Source organism: Rhodococcus koreensis, assembly GCF_017068375.1.
Lineage (GTDB): Bacteria > Actinomycetota > Actinomycetes > Mycobacteriales > Mycobacteriaceae > Rhodococcus_F > Rhodococcus_F koreensis.
In genome coordinates, this window is sequence record NZ_CP070609.1 from 4748503 (window position 1) to 4762090 (window position 13588).

Sequence of the window (13588 nt, forward strand, 5' to 3'; positions counted from 1 at the left end):
CGTAAACGCATGTGAGCGGCAAAGTGTGCGTCCGGACGCTTTGCCGCTCACCTGGGGATGGTGCCGAGCTCGCGGGCGCGGGCGATTGCGGAGGTCCGAGACTTGACGCCGAGTTTGCCGAAGATGTGAACGAGATGGGACTTCACGGTCGTCTCGGAGAGAAACAGTTCCTTCCCGATCTCCCGATTGGATCGCCCCGCGGCCACCAACGTCAGCACCTGGATCTCCCGCGGGCTGAGGCTGGTGGCCGGTCGGCGGACGCGCGTCATCAGTTTCGACGCCACGGCCGGGGAGAGCACGCTGTCGCCGGCCGACGCGGCCCGGACAGCGGCGAGGAGTTCGGGCGGGGGAGTGTCCTTCAGGAGATACCCGGCGGCGCCGGCGGCGATCGCGTCGAGGATGTCCGCATCCGTGTCGTAGTTCGTGACGACCAGCACGTGCGGCGGATTCGGCAGGCACCGCAGGTTCCGGGTGGCGTCCACCCCCGACGTGCCGGCGCCGAACCGGAGGTCCATGAGGACGAGGTCGACCGGGGTCGTCGCGCACAAGGCCACGGCGGCGTCGGCGGTGGCCGCCTCGCCGACCACCTCGATGTCGTCCTCGTGCTCGAGCAGGGCGCGCAGGCCCGCGCGCACGATCGCGTGGTCGTCGGCGAGCAGCAGTCGGATCATGCGCCGGCCTCGAGCGGGAACGACACCGCGACCGCGGTCAGTCCCGGTTCCGACTCCACCGACATCGACCCGTCGAGCAGCTCGACGCGACGGCGAATCGAATTCAGCCCGAACGCTTTCGACGGTTCACGGTCGAGAAGTGCGACATCGAAGCCGATGCCGTCGTCGACGACGTCCAACCGGACCGCATCCTCGTAGTAGGTGAGAGTGACCGCCATCCGGGACGACTGCGCGTGCCGGACCACGTTCGACACCGCACCCTGCGCGATCCGCACCAACGCCGCCTCGACGGGCATCGGCAACCGCACCGGATCCCCCACGACGACGGCAATCGTGTCGAAGGTGTCACTCCTCGCCTGCGTGCAGATCCGCGCGAGCGCGTCCGCGAGCGACTGCCCGTCGAGGACGGCGGGTGTGAGATCGCCGATGAGCTGACGGGTTTCGGCGAGGCTGTCGGCGGCGGTCTCCCGCGCCAACCGGATACGGTCCCGGGCGGGGTGGCCGGGGTCCGCGCGTTCCACGGCGTGGAGCAGCATCTGAATGCTCGACAGATCCTGCGCGACGGTGTCGTGGATCTCGCGTGCGAGCCGCTCACGCTCGGCCAGGGAACCGGCGGCACGTTCCTGCTCGGCGAGTTCGGCTCGGGTCCGGGTCAATTCGTCGATGAGGCGATCGCGTTCGACGGCCTCCCGGTACAACGCCCGGTAGCCGAGGCCGATCGCCACCGCGACGCACGCGCCGATCACCGGACCGACGACACCCGCGACGCTCCAGCCGCGGTGCATTCCGGTGCCTGCCACCGCCACGACGGTCGCGGCCGCGACCGCCAGGACTCCCCATCGTCGCGGCAGCAGATGCAGATAAAGGAAGAACAGTCCGAACGCGAGATAGGCGGCGTCGGGGGCGAGGACCATCAGGGCCACCCACAGTGCCGTCAGCGCTGCGAGCCACCACCCCCCGCGCAGACGTCGCGTCGCCCCCGCCGCGTACACCGCGAGAAACGCCACCGACAGCACCACGATCGCCGGCGCGTTCGGCGCGTCCAGTAGGACGGCACGCAAGATCACGACTGCAGTGAGCGCCGCGGTCAGCGCATGCAGCCCGAGTTGGAGTCCCGCGAACACGGGAGTGAGAGGGGAGCGGTGCACCCCGTCCAGCTTATCGACGTGAGCGCACCCGGCATCCATCGAAAGTCGGAACCCGCACCCGACCTTCGACCGCCGAGAATTCCATCCCACGTGCGATGGAACCGTGCCGTGCCGGGGGCACGGTGAGTTCGGAGGCCGTGAGCGCCGCCCCGGCCCACATCGACTGCGGCGCCGGTCGTGATCTGGAGAGGACCATCTGTGTTCGTCGCATCGAGAGACCTGCGTGCCGCGCGTGGTCGCTTCGCGCTGATATCCGTCGTCGTGGTGCTGATTGCGCTGCTCGTCACGTTTCTCAGCGGTCTCACGGCCGGATTGCGCCACCAGAACGTGTCCGTCGTGGAACGTATCGACGCCCAGTCGGTGGTCTTCGCGGCCTCCGACGACGGTCCGTCGTTCGACGAGTCCGCGCTGACGTCCGAGCAGGTGGCCGTCTGGCGGCGGAGTGCCGACTCGGTGCACCCGATCGGGGTGGGACGAGGCTCGGCGTCGGCAGCTGGAGGTGCGACGAAGGGGGTGGCGCTCGTGGGCGCGGACGGCGGTGTGGGCGACCGCGCACCGTCCGCGCCGGGAACCGTGATCGTCGGGGACGGCGCGGCGCGGTCGCTCGGGGTATCCGCCGGCGACACGGTGACGATCGCCGGCCAGGCGTTCACCGTCGCCGCGGTCCGCGGCGACGACTGGTACGGCCACAGCCCGGCCGTGTGGATGACGCTCGCCGACTGGCAGCACGCGAACCCGCGCGGGGGCGCGGCGACGGTGCTCGCGGTGTCTGGCGGGGACGACGCCACGAACTCCCTCGCGGGGACGACCTCCCGAACCGTGGCCGACTCCTTCTCCGCCGTCGGCTCCTACACCTCCGAGAACGGGTCGCTGACGTTGATGACGGTGATGCTGTTCGCGATCTCCGCGCTGGTCATCGGCGCGTTCTTCACGGTCTGGACACTCCAGCGCACCCCCGACGTCGCGACGCTGAAGGCGCTCGGAGCGTCCACCGGGTCGCTCGTGCGGGACGCGCTCGGGCAGGCGCTCGTCGTTCTGCTCGCCGGCGTGGGTGCCGGTGTCGGGATGGCGGCCGTCGCCGGGGCGATGATCGGCGACGCGGTGCCGTTCGTGCTGGACATCTCCACCACTCTCCTGCCCGCCACCGCACTCGTCGGGCTCGGCCTCCTCGGCGCCGCCTTCGCGCTCCGCTTCCTCTTCACCACCGACCCCCTCACCGCACTCGGGAGCACACGATGACCACACCCGCCCTCACCCTCGACGACGTCACCCTCACCTACCCGGACGGCGCCGGACGCGTCACCGCCCTCGACTCCGTGTCGCTGACCCTCGGCCGGGGTGAGATCGCCGCGATCACCGGTCCGTCCGGTTCCGGAAAGTCGACGCTCCTCGCGGTGGCGTCGACACTGATCCGGCCCGACTCTGGCTCCGTCCGGTTGGGCGACACCGAACTCACCGCGCTCAGCCGGCGCGAGGCGTCCACGCTGCGCCGCGACCGGATCGGCATCGTGTTCCAGCAGTCCAACCTGGTGTCGTCGCTGACGGCCCTCGAACAACTCGAGGCGATGGCGCATCTCGGGCAGCGGTGGTTCGTGCCGCGGCGGGCGGGGCGCGCGAAGGCTCGCGATCTGCTCGACGCCGTCGGCCTCGCAGATCACGCCGGAAAACGGCCGGCGCAGTTGTCGGGTGGGCAGCGGCAGCGGGTCAACCTCGCCCGGGCGCTGATGAACGATCCGTCGCTGCTGGTCGTCGACGAGCCGACCAGCGCGCTCGACCAGGAACGGGGCGCCGCGATCATGGATCTGATCCTCGGTGTCGTGCGAGAACGCGAGGTCGCGACGCTGCTGGTGACACACGACCGCACGCACCTGTGCAGAATGGATGCAGTCCACCGCGTGGTCGACGGCTCACTCACCTGTGAGTACTTGTTAACCACGGGCGGTTAACAAGTACTCACAGGTGTGAACAATATGTTTCTTTCAAAGTCAAGGGTTGACGTTTCTCATGTGCGTGAGATTACATCTTAGCGGTAAGCCTTTGAGGGCTTAAGTAAATGCCTCGACCCGACCCTGAGGATGCTCATGACGACGGTATCGCCCGCCATGGCTGCCACAGCTGAGATGATCAGCGCCCGACTCGAACGCCTGCCGATGAGCAGGTGGCACATCAAGGCCCGCGTCATCGTCGGCGCCGTCACGTTCTTCGACGGCTTCGACCAGTTGATGATCGCGTACTCGCTCCCCGTCCTCATTCCCAAGTGGGGCCTGACCCCCGGCGACATCGCCTGGGTAATCGCCATCGGCGGCATCGGCATGCTCGTCGGCGCGCTCGCCGGCGGCTGGTTCGCCGACCGCGTCGGCCGGCTCAACGTCATCATCTTCTCGCTCGCGCTCTATGCGGTAATGAGCCTGGGCATGGCGTTCACCGACTCCCTGGAGCTCTTCCTCATCTTCCGATTCGTGCAGGGCATCGGCCTCGGCGCCGAGGTCCCGGTGGCGGCGAGCTACATCGGCGAGATCACCAAAGCCCACAAGCGTGGACGATTCGTGCTGCTCTACGAGGTGATCTTCCCCGTCGGACTCGTGATGTCGGCGATCGTGTCGGCGTGGGTGGTCCCGAACTACGGCTACAAGATCCTCTTCGCGCTCGGTGCGCTGCCCGTCCTGCTGCTGCCGATGTTGTGGAAGCTTCCCGAGTCGCCGCGCTGGCTCGCGTCCCGCGGCCGCCACGAAGACGCGCACAACGCCATGACCCGCATCGAGAACGAGATCACCGAGAAGTACGGCAAGACGCTCCCGGCTCCGCAGCCGTTGCCTTCCGTCACCGTCGACGTGCGCCGCGGAACCTTCGCGGAGGCGTTCCGGGGCGTCTACCTGCGCCGCACGCTGATGCTCGCCGCGATCTGGGGCTGCGCCTACTTCGTCAACTACGGCATCGCGTCCTGGCTGCCGACGCTCTACCGGTCCGCATTCAATGTCAGCGTCGACACCGCCCTGCACTACAGCATCGTCACCAGCGTCGCCGGTCTGCTCGGCTGCATCCTCGTCGCGTTCCTCATCGACAACCTCGGACGCCGCATCTGCATCACCGCGTCGATGGTCCTGTGCTCGTCGCTGCTCTTCCTGCTCGCCGCCACCGGCGCCGACACCGCGACGAAGGTCCTGTTCTGGTCGGCCGGATCCGCCCTGTTCGTCTTCGCCGTCAACATGGCGCTCTACGTCTACACCGCAGAGCTGTACCCCACCCGGATGCGCGCCATCGGCTGCGCGATCGGCGGAGCGAGCGGACGCCTCGGCATCATCGTCGGCCCCCTCGCCGTCGGCGCCATCCTGGACGGGGGCGGCACGCTCACCGTCGTCTTCGGAATGTTCTCCGCGGTCGCGCTGATCGGTGCCCTCGTGGTCGGCTTCTTCGCCGTCGAAACCCGCGAAAAGACCCTCGAGGAGATCTCCCAGTGACCATCCTCGACACCGCACCACAGACACTGCCGTTCGTCCCGGTCGCCGACCGGATCCTCGTCGCCGGGCAGTGGCGGCAGGCGAGCGGCCCCGCCTTCGCGGTCACGGACCCATCGAACGGCGACACCCTCCAGGTGATCCACCAGGCCACCGCCGACGACGCCGACGAGGCGGTTCGGAAGGGCCGCGCCGCCGCCGACGACCCGGCGTGGCGCGCGCTGCTCCCGCACCAGCGGGCCAAGTACCTGCACCGCATCGCCGACGCCATCGAGGCGAACACGTCCCGGCTGGCACTGCTGCAGAGCTACAACACCGGCAAGACGGTCGCCGAGACCACGGCACTCGTCGGCAGCGCGGCGGGCACGTTCCGCTACTTCGCCGCCGTCCTCGAAACCGCCGACGACGACCTCACCGCCCCGCGCGGCAACTTCCTCACGATGAGCGTTCTCGAACCCATCGGCGTGGTCGGCGCCATCGCGCCGTGGAACTCGCCGGTGGCCAGCGACGCGCAGAAGATCGCCCCCGCCCTGGCGGCCGGCAACGCCGTCGTCCTCAAACCCGCCGAGTGGACGCCGCTGGTGTCCCTCGAACTGGCGCGGCTGATCGACCAAACACAACTGCCTGCCGGGCTGCTGTCGGTGCTCCCCGGCAAGGGCTCGGTGGTCGGCGACGCCATCGTCACCCACCCCGGCGTCGGGAAGGTGACGTTCACCGGCGGCACCAACACCGGACGCTCCATCGCGCACGCGGCAGCCGACAAACTGATGCCCGTGTCGCTGGAACTCGGCGGCAAGTCGCCGACGATCGTCCTCGACGACGCCGACCTCGACGCCGCCGTCAACGGCGTGATGTACGGAATCTTCTCGTCCACCGGGCAGAGCTGCATCGCCGGATCCCGCCTGTTCGTCGACCGCCGCATCTACGAAAAGTTCGTCGAGAAACTGGTGGCCAAGACGACCCGGCTCCGCCTCGGACCCGGCCGCGACCCCGACACCCAGGTCGGGCCGATGGTCCACCGCAAGCACCGCGACAGCGTCGCCGCCTACGTGGACCTCGCTCGCGAAGAAGGCGGCCGAGTGCTGTGCGGCGGGGCGATCCCCGACGACGAGCGACTGCGCGACGGCGCGTACTACCTGCCGACGATCATCGACGGGCTGCCCAACAATTCGCGCACCTGTCAGGAGGAGATCTTCGGACCCGTCCTGGTGGTCCTGCCGTTCGACGGCGAAGCGGACCTCGTTGCGCAGGCCAATGATTCGGTGTTCGGCCTGGCATCCGGAATCTGGACCGGCGACTACCGCCGCGCCTGGAAACTCGCCCGCCGACTCCAGGCCGGCACCGTGTGGATCAACACCTACAAGCAGTTCAGCATCTCCACGCCGTTCGGCGGCGTCAAGGAAAGCGGACTCGGGGTGGAGAAGGGCCGCAGTGGCATCGCCGCCTACTCGAGGCAGAAGAGCATCTACTGGGGCCTCGACGAGGAACCCAACCCCTGGGCAAATTGAGCGACCCGCTCGTGGGCAAATTGATGTAGTAGGTCGTCCGGAAAGAAATTCCCGCCACCTCTGTACGACCTATTACTTTAGCGCTAAGATATTGAGACCTAAGCAACTGGAGGCTTGCGATGAACCAACCCATAGCCCGGCTGCGGTGCCTGCGCTCCGTCGAACTGCGCACACAGGCCAGCCTCGAATCCACCGATTTCTACTCGGAGGTGTGGGGACTGCGCGTGGTCGAACAGGGCACGAACGGTGCCTGGCTGCGGGGGACCGGTGAGCACCACCACGCGCTGCAACTCACGCAGGCCGAACGGAACGGACTCGGCCGCATCACGTTCGCCGTCGCCACACCCGCCGAGGTCGACGAGGCCGCCCGCAGGCTCGAACTGCGCGGTGTCCCGATCGTCAGCGGCCCGGGGCCGGTCGACGACCTCGGTGGCGGCTACGGCGTGAGCCTCGTCGACCCCGAGGGGCGCGTCGTCGAACTGCTCGCCGACGCGCTCGCGGTCCCCAGGCTCGGCCGCGACGACGCCGTCCCCGTGGGTGTCACGCACGTCGTCCTCAACACCGTCGACATCGACGCCGCGGTGAAGTTCTACTGCGACATCCTGGGCATGCGGGTCTCCGACTGGTCCGAGCACCAGATGGCGTTCCTGCGTTGCAACACCGACCATCACAGCATCGCGTTCAACCAGGCCGAGTGGACGTCGGTGAACCACGTCGCCTACGAGATGCCCACCGTGGACCACTTCATGCGCGGCATCGGCCGGTTGCGGCACCACGGCACCGTGCCGCTGTGGGGTCCGGGCAAGCACGGTCCCGGGGACAACACGTTCTCCTACTTCGCCGACCCGGCGGGGCTGGTGTGCGAGTACACGTCCGGCATCGCGCAGGTCGACGAGGACCGGTGGCTGTGCAAGGTGTGGCGCCGGGTTCCGGAGCTCTCCGACCTGTGGGGCACCGCGGGCCCGCCGTCCACGCAGGTCCGCGACCACATGGCCGGCGTCCCCGACCCCGGGGCGTTCGAGCGGTTCGACCTCGGGCGGGCGTCGTGACGCACGTCGTCGAATCCGGCTCCGGTCCCGCGCTGCTGATGCTGCACGGGATTGGCGGCAGCGCGGACAGTTTCGCGCCGCAGTTCGACGAACTCGCGGGGTCGCTGCGACTGCTGGCCTGGGACGCTCCCGGCTACGGCCGCAGTGAAGACCCCGGCCGTCCGTTCGACCTCGACGACTACGCCGACGCCGCCGCCGACGTGATCCGCGACCGCTGCGGGGACGCGGGGGCGCACGTCCTCGGAATGTCGTGGGGCGGCGTGATCGCCACCCGGCTGGCGCTGCGCCACCCCGGGCTCGTGCGGAGTCTGCTGCTCGGCAGTTCCACCGTCGGCTCGGGAGCGGACGGCGAAGCCGCCGACCGGATGCGTGCCCGGGCCGCGACCCTCGAGCAGCAGGGTGCGGAAGCCTTTGCCGCCGAACGGGCCCCGCGGCTACTGTCCGGGACCGCCGACGACGAACTGACCGCGAAGGCCACGGCGATCATGGCGTCGTCGATCCGGCTGCCCGGCTACGGGTACGCCGCGGAGTCGATGGCGGCCGCCGATCACACGGCCGATCTGCCGAAGATCGACGTCCCGACACTCGTCCTCAGTGGCGACGAGGACGGGGTGACCGGTGTTCCCGCGAGTCAGGTTCTCGCAGGCGGAATTCCGGGCGCCGTGTTCGTCACCATCCGCGGTGCCGGACACCTCGCGAACCAGGAGCGGCCGGACGCCTTCGACGCCTGGGTCGAATCCTTCATCCACATCACCGAACGCCTACGCAACCACCTCTAGAGAAGGAGCACGACATGACACTCGAATACGGCACCGCCGATCTGAAGGAATTCACCGACTCGCTGATCCTCACCCGTGGCTCCCGCCACGAGGACTGGGACACCCTGGGCTTCCAGGCCAAGGCCGGCGACCAGTTCAAGCGCGCGCAGATCCGCTACGTCGGCTCCGGCGCGACCGGCAACCACGAGAACGACAACCGCACCATCGGATCGCGCGGATTCACGTTCTCCAACATGCTGCTTCCCCCCGGCGCCGAGGGCCCGGAGCACACCCACCACGACGCCGAGGAAGCCTTCTTCGTCCTCGAGGGCGAGGTGGAGGTCGGCGTCCACCGCGACGGCCAGGTGGAGAAGCGCACCCTCGGCTACCGCGACATGATCGTCGTCCCGGCCGGCGTGCCCCGCAGCCTGAAGAACAACGGCGACAAGGACGCCCTGTTCTGCGTCATCATCGGCGCGCAGAAGCCGCAGATCCCGACGTACCCCGAGACGTCGGCCATGCACGGCGTCACGCGGGACTGACCGTGAGTCTCGACGGCCGCAGCATCCTCGTCACCGGGGCGGGGCGGGGTCTCGGCCTCGCCCTGGCCCGCCGGCTCGGCGAGGACGGCGCCACCCTGTGGCTCGCCGACATCCGCGAGGACTGGGGCGAGGCCGCGGCGGAAAGCCTGCGCGCGGACGGCGTCAAGGCGCAGTTCGTGCGGGTCGATCTCCGCGATGCGGAGTCCGTCGACGCGATGGCGGCCACCGTCACCTCGGGTGGCCCGCTGTACGGCCTCGTCAACAACGCGGCCCTCGCGGACGGCGTGGGCGGCAAACCGATTCACGAACTCGACATCGACGAGTGGGACCGTGTGCTGGGCGTGAATCTGCGCGGCACGTTCCTCGTGAGCAGGGCGATCGTTCCCTCCATCATCGGGAACGGAGGCGGACGAGTCGTCACCATCGGCTCCGACGCCGCCCTGTACGGTTCGCCGCGACTCGCGCACTACATCGCATCCAAGGGCGGGGTGGCCGCGCTGACCCGCGCCATGTCCCGCGACCTCGGCCCGCACGGCATCACCGTCAACACCGTCTCGCCCGGTCTGACCGAAAGCGAATCGGCGCAGAAGGTTCCGGAGCACCGGCACGAGCTGTACCGCCTCAATCGCGCGCTCGAACGGCCGCAGCAGCCGTCGGATCTCGTCGGCGCCGTCGCGTTCCTGATGGGACCCGAGGCGTCGTACATCACCGGCCAGCAACTCGTCGTCAACGGCGGATTCGTCCTGCACTAGAGAAGGGGACCACGTCGTGGACCTGCAACTGAAAGACCGCACCCACCTGGTGACCGGCGGAAGCTCGGGAGTCGGGCTCGCCACCGTCGCGATGCTGCTCGAGGAGGATGCCAACGTCGTCACCTGCGCGCGCGACCGCGACCGGCTCGACTCCGTGATCGCGCCGCTGCCCGGCAGCGACCGCGTCCTGACCGCGTCCTGCGACGTCCGGGATCCGGCCGCGGTCGCCGCACTGGTTGACGCCGGTGTCGCCCGATTCGGCGGCCTCGACGGTCTGGTCAACAACGCAGGCAAGTCCCGCATGGTCCCGCGCGGCGAGGCGACGCTCGACGACTGGCGCGACGAACTCGACCTCAAGTTCTCCAGCGTCCTCAACACCGTCGAGGCGGCCCTGCCGGCGCTGCGCAAGTCCGACGCCGCGTCCATCGTCAACATCTCGGCGGTCCTCGCGCGCCAGCCCGAGCCGCGGCTGGTCACCACCAGCGCCGCCCGGGCCGGGCTGCTGAACCTCAGCAAGTCGCTGTCGCTGGAACTCGCGGCCGACGGCATCCGCGTCAACTCGGTGTCGCTCGGCCTGGTCGACACCGGTCAGTGGCGCCGCCGCTACGAGGAATCCGGCACCGAGGCCACCTTCGCCGAATGGGAGGCGGAGATCGCCCAGGACCGCGGGATCGGCCTCGGCCGGTTCGGCCGCGCCGACGAGGTGGCCGCCATGATCGTGACCCTGCTGTCCCCCCGCTCGTCCTACGTGACGGGCACCAGCCTCGACGTCTGCGGAGGCGTCGCGCGCTATGTCTGAGAGGAACACCATGTCGGTAGGAAACGGGGGCGACCTGCTCGTCCAGGTGCTGCGCGAAGCCGGTGTCGACACCGTCTTCGGCATCGTGAGCGTGCACAACCAGCCCCTCGTGCAGGCGGTCGCCAAGCACCTGCGGTTCGTGCCGGTCCGGCACGAGGCCACCGCGGTCAGCGCCGCCGACGGATACGCCCGGGCGACCGGGGGACTGGGCTGTGCGCTCACGAGCACCGGGACGGGCGCCGGTAACGCGGCCGGGTCGCTGATCGAATCGCTCAGCGCCGGAACGTCGGTGCTGCACGTGACGGGCAACGTCGAGAGCCGGTACCTGGGATCGGGTCGCGGGTTCATCCACGAGACAAAGGATCAGCTGGGGATGCTGACGGCGACGTCGAAGCACGCCGCCACCATCCTCGACACGGACAGCGCCGGAAAGGTGTTGCGGGAAGGCATCGCCGCCGCACTCGCCGCGCCCGGCGGGCCGTCGAGCATCGAATGGCCCATCGACCTGCAGTACGCGGAGCACGTCATCGACGTGGTCGAGCCGGTCGTCGAACCGCTGCGCACGCCGGACGTCGACGACTTGGCCGTCGCCTTCGCGCTGCTGCGGTCGGCGGAACGCCCGGTGATCTGGGCGGGCGGCGGCGTCGCCACGGCCGGTGCCGAGCTGACCGCACTGGTGGAGCAGTGGGGAGTCCCGTTGCTCACCAGCAACTCCGGGCGCGGCGCCGTGCCGGAGGACCACCCGCTGTGCATCGGCAACTACGGCAACACCCCGGCTGGGCGCGAACTCCTCGCCGACGCCGACCTGCTGCTGTCGCTGGGCACCCACTTCCGGTCCAATGAGACCGGCGACTACTCGATGCCCGTCCCCGCCGTGCACGTGCAGGTCGACCTCGACGCCGCCGCGATCGGACGGGTCTACCCGGCGCAGGCCGGGGTGACCGCCGACGTCGCGACGTTCCTGCGGTCGCTGTCCGAACTGGCCCCGGTCGACGCGTCGTGGACCGAGCGTGGCCGGGCGACAAGGGAACTGGTCCGCACCCGGCAGCGCGCCGGACTCGGCGACCACGCCGTGCTGTGCGACGCCGTCCGCGCCGCGTTCCCGAAGGACTCCGTGATCGCCCGCGACGTCACCATCGCGTCGAGTTCCTGGGGTAACCGGCTGCTGCCGATGTTCGACCCCAGGTCCAACGTCTTCCCCCGCGGCGGCGGCATCGGGCAGGGCCTGGGCATGGCCATCGGTTCCGCACTGGCCGACGAGACCCGCCCCACCCTGGCGCTGGTCGGCGACGGCGGCCTGGCCGTCCACTTCGGCGAGATCCTCACCATGGCGCAGGAGAAGCCGTGGCTGGTGCTGCTCGTGTTCAACGACGGCGGGTACGGTGTGCTGCGAAACATGCAGCAGGGCGGCGGCGAAGACACGTACGCCGTCGATCTCGTCACCCCCGACTTCCCGTTGCTGGCACAGTCGATCGGCGTGCCCTACCTGCGGATCGGCGGCGCGGCCGAGGCGCACAGCGTGCTCGCTGACGCCGTGTCCCGGCAGGCCCCCGTGATCGTCGAGGTCGACCTCGCCGCCTACGGCGACATGCCGGCACCGTTCACGCCGCCCGTGACGGTGCCAGGAAAGGGTGCACAGTGACCACGGTCGCCGTCTGCGGCGGCGGCATCGGCGGACTCGCCACGGCCATCGCCCTCCGCAAGTTCGGCCTCGACGTCACGGTCTACGAGCAGACGAGGCAGTTCGCCCGCGTCGGCGCCGACATCAACCTCACCCCCAACGCGGTCCGGGCGCTCGACGGTCTCGGTGTCGGGCCGGCGATCCGCGACTCCGCCGCCCGGCCGCAGTTCCGGATCAGCCGCACGTGGGACACGGGAGCCGAGACGTCCCGGCTGCCGATGGGCGACAGCGCGGAACAGCAGTACGGCGCACCGCAGTTGACCATGCACCGCGGCGACCTGATGACCGCGCTCGAGAACCGGCTGCCGTCGGGGTCCGTCGAAATGGGCCGCCGGGTCGCCGGCGTCGCGGACGGGCGCATCGAGTTCACCGACGGCAGTGCGGTTTCCGCGGACGTGATCGTCGGTGCCGACGGCATCCACTCCGCGGTCCGGACCGCGCTCCTCGGACGGGAACAGCCGACATTCACGGGAGTCGTGGCGTTCCGCGCCGTCGTCCCCACCGAACGCGTCGGCAACCTGCCGAACCTCGACTGCTTCACCAAGTGGTGGGGCCCTGACAGTGCGACGCAGATCGTGACGTTCCCCCTCAACCAGGGCAAGGACATCTTCGTCTTCGCCACCTGCGGCCAGGAGGAGTGGACCGAGGAATCGTGGACCACACCCGGTTCCGTCGCCGAACTGCGGGAGCTGTACCGCGACTTCCACCCCGAGGCGCGGGCGCTGCTCGACGCGTGCGACGACGTCCTGAAATCGGCTCTCTACGTTCGGGACCCGCTGGCATCGTGGACCGACGGCCGCTCCGTGCTCCTCGGCGACGCCGCGCACCCGATGATGCCGTTCATGGCGCAGGGCGCAGGCATGGCGATCGAAGACGCCGTCGTCCTGTCCCGCTGCCTGAGTCTGTTCGACGACCCCGCGGTCGCCCTGCAGACCTACCAGGACACGCGACTGCAGCGGACCTCCCGCATCCAGCGGGGCTCCCGGTCCAACGAGTGGCTGAAGGTCGCGGGCAACGGCGACTGGGTCTACGAATACGACGCCTGGCAGGTGCCGTTGGAATTGGCCTCGGCCTGAACGGACGCATGATCGGCGCGACGCCGCCGGACACCTACGGGTTGTCCGGTGGCGTCGACGTCTATGTCGAGGCATCGCCGCCGTACCCGCGTGATCTTGCGCGCCGCCGCGGTCCCGAGAAGGCTGGATCTCACGACACCGCGACGTGA

Annotated in this window: 14 protein-coding genes; 12 read left to right on the forward strand and 2 right to left on the reverse strand. The window is 69.4% G+C overall.

The genetic code is table 11. The features are described 5' to 3' along the window. Window positions 1-47: 47 nt before the first annotated feature. Together JWS14_RS21755 and JWS14_RS21760 are read right to left on the reverse strand one after the other, a co-directional pair. Window positions 48-671 (reverse strand): response regulator, encoded by a 624-nt coding sequence (locus JWS14_RS21755; protein WP_206014338.1) that lies wholly within the window; start codon window positions 669-671, stop codon window positions 48-50. Continuing rightward, window positions 668-1858: a sensor histidine kinase gene (locus JWS14_RS21760; RefSeq protein ID WP_072949184.1), complete on the reverse strand. Its 1191-nt coding sequence runs from the start codon at window positions 1856-1858 to the stop codon at window positions 668-670. The genes JWS14_RS21755 and JWS14_RS21760 overlap by 4 nt, the downstream gene beginning before the upstream one ends. Before the next feature lie 159 nt (window positions 1859-2017). On the opposite strand from JWS14_RS21760, the gene JWS14_RS21765 reads away from it, so the two are divergent. From JWS14_RS21765 to JWS14_RS21820, 12 genes are all read left to right on the forward strand, one after another. Further along, a complete protein-coding gene (locus JWS14_RS21765) occupies window positions 2018-3058 on the forward strand; it encodes an ABC transporter permease (protein ID WP_095862785.1) in 1041 nt (346 codons plus the stop codon). Beyond that, window positions 3055-3765, forward strand: a complete 711-nt coding sequence (locus JWS14_RS21770; protein WP_072949180.1) for an ABC transporter ATP-binding protein — start codon at window positions 3055-3057, stop codon at window positions 3763-3765. Before JWS14_RS21765 ends, JWS14_RS21770 begins: the two co-directional genes overlap by 4 nt. A gap of 129 nt (window positions 3766-3894) precedes the next feature. Beyond that, entirely contained in the window at window positions 3895-5277 is a 1383-nt protein-coding gene (locus JWS14_RS21775; protein ID WP_072949179.1) for an MFS transporter, read from the forward strand. Beyond that, window positions 5274-6782, forward strand: a complete 1509-nt coding sequence (locus JWS14_RS21780; RefSeq protein ID WP_072949177.1) for an aldehyde dehydrogenase — start codon at window positions 5274-5276, stop codon at window positions 6780-6782. Before JWS14_RS21775 ends, JWS14_RS21780 begins: the two co-directional genes overlap by 4 nt. Window positions 6783-6901: 119 nt before the next feature. Next, window positions 6902-7831: a VOC family protein gene (locus JWS14_RS21785; RefSeq protein WP_206014339.1), complete on the forward strand. Its 930-nt coding sequence runs from the start codon at window positions 6902-6904 to the stop codon at window positions 7829-7831. Further along, on the forward strand, window positions 7828-8610 hold the full coding sequence (locus tag JWS14_RS21790; RefSeq protein ID WP_072949173.1) for an alpha/beta fold hydrolase: 783 nt from the start codon (window positions 7828-7830) through the stop codon (window positions 8608-8610). Before JWS14_RS21785 ends, JWS14_RS21790 begins: the two co-directional genes overlap by 4 nt. A 14-nt stretch (window positions 8611-8624) precedes the next feature. Further along, window positions 8625-9131 (forward strand): cupin domain-containing protein, encoded by a 507-nt coding sequence (locus JWS14_RS21795; RefSeq protein WP_072949171.1) that lies wholly within the window; start codon window positions 8625-8627, stop codon window positions 9129-9131. A 2-nt stretch (window positions 9132-9133) separates the two neighbouring features. Beyond that, window positions 9134-9883, forward strand: coding sequence for a 3-oxoacyl-ACP reductase family protein (locus JWS14_RS21800; protein ID WP_072949169.1), 750 nt, complete (start codon window positions 9134-9136; stop codon window positions 9881-9883). Window positions 9884-9899: 16 nt separating this feature from the next. Then, window positions 9900-10682 carry an SDR family oxidoreductase gene (locus JWS14_RS21805; RefSeq protein WP_206014340.1) on the forward strand — a complete coding sequence of 261 codons (783 nt, stop codon included), beginning with the start codon at window positions 9900-9902 and terminating at the stop codon, window positions 10680-10682. After that, on the forward strand, window positions 10675-12324 hold the full coding sequence (locus tag JWS14_RS21810) for a thiamine pyrophosphate-binding protein (RefSeq protein ID WP_206014341.1): 1650 nt from the start codon (window positions 10675-10677) through the stop codon (window positions 12322-12324). Before JWS14_RS21805 ends, JWS14_RS21810 begins: the two co-directional genes overlap by 8 nt. Continuing rightward, a complete protein-coding gene (locus tag JWS14_RS21815; protein ID WP_206014342.1) occupies window positions 12321-13439 on the forward strand; it encodes an FAD-dependent monooxygenase in 1119 nt (372 codons plus the stop codon). The genes JWS14_RS21810 and JWS14_RS21815 overlap by 4 nt, the downstream gene beginning before the upstream one ends. An 8-nt stretch (window positions 13440-13447) precedes the next feature. After that, window positions 13448-13588: a hypothetical protein gene (locus JWS14_RS21820; protein ID WP_167372184.1), complete on the forward strand. Its 141-nt coding sequence runs from the start codon at window positions 13448-13450 to the stop codon at window positions 13586-13588.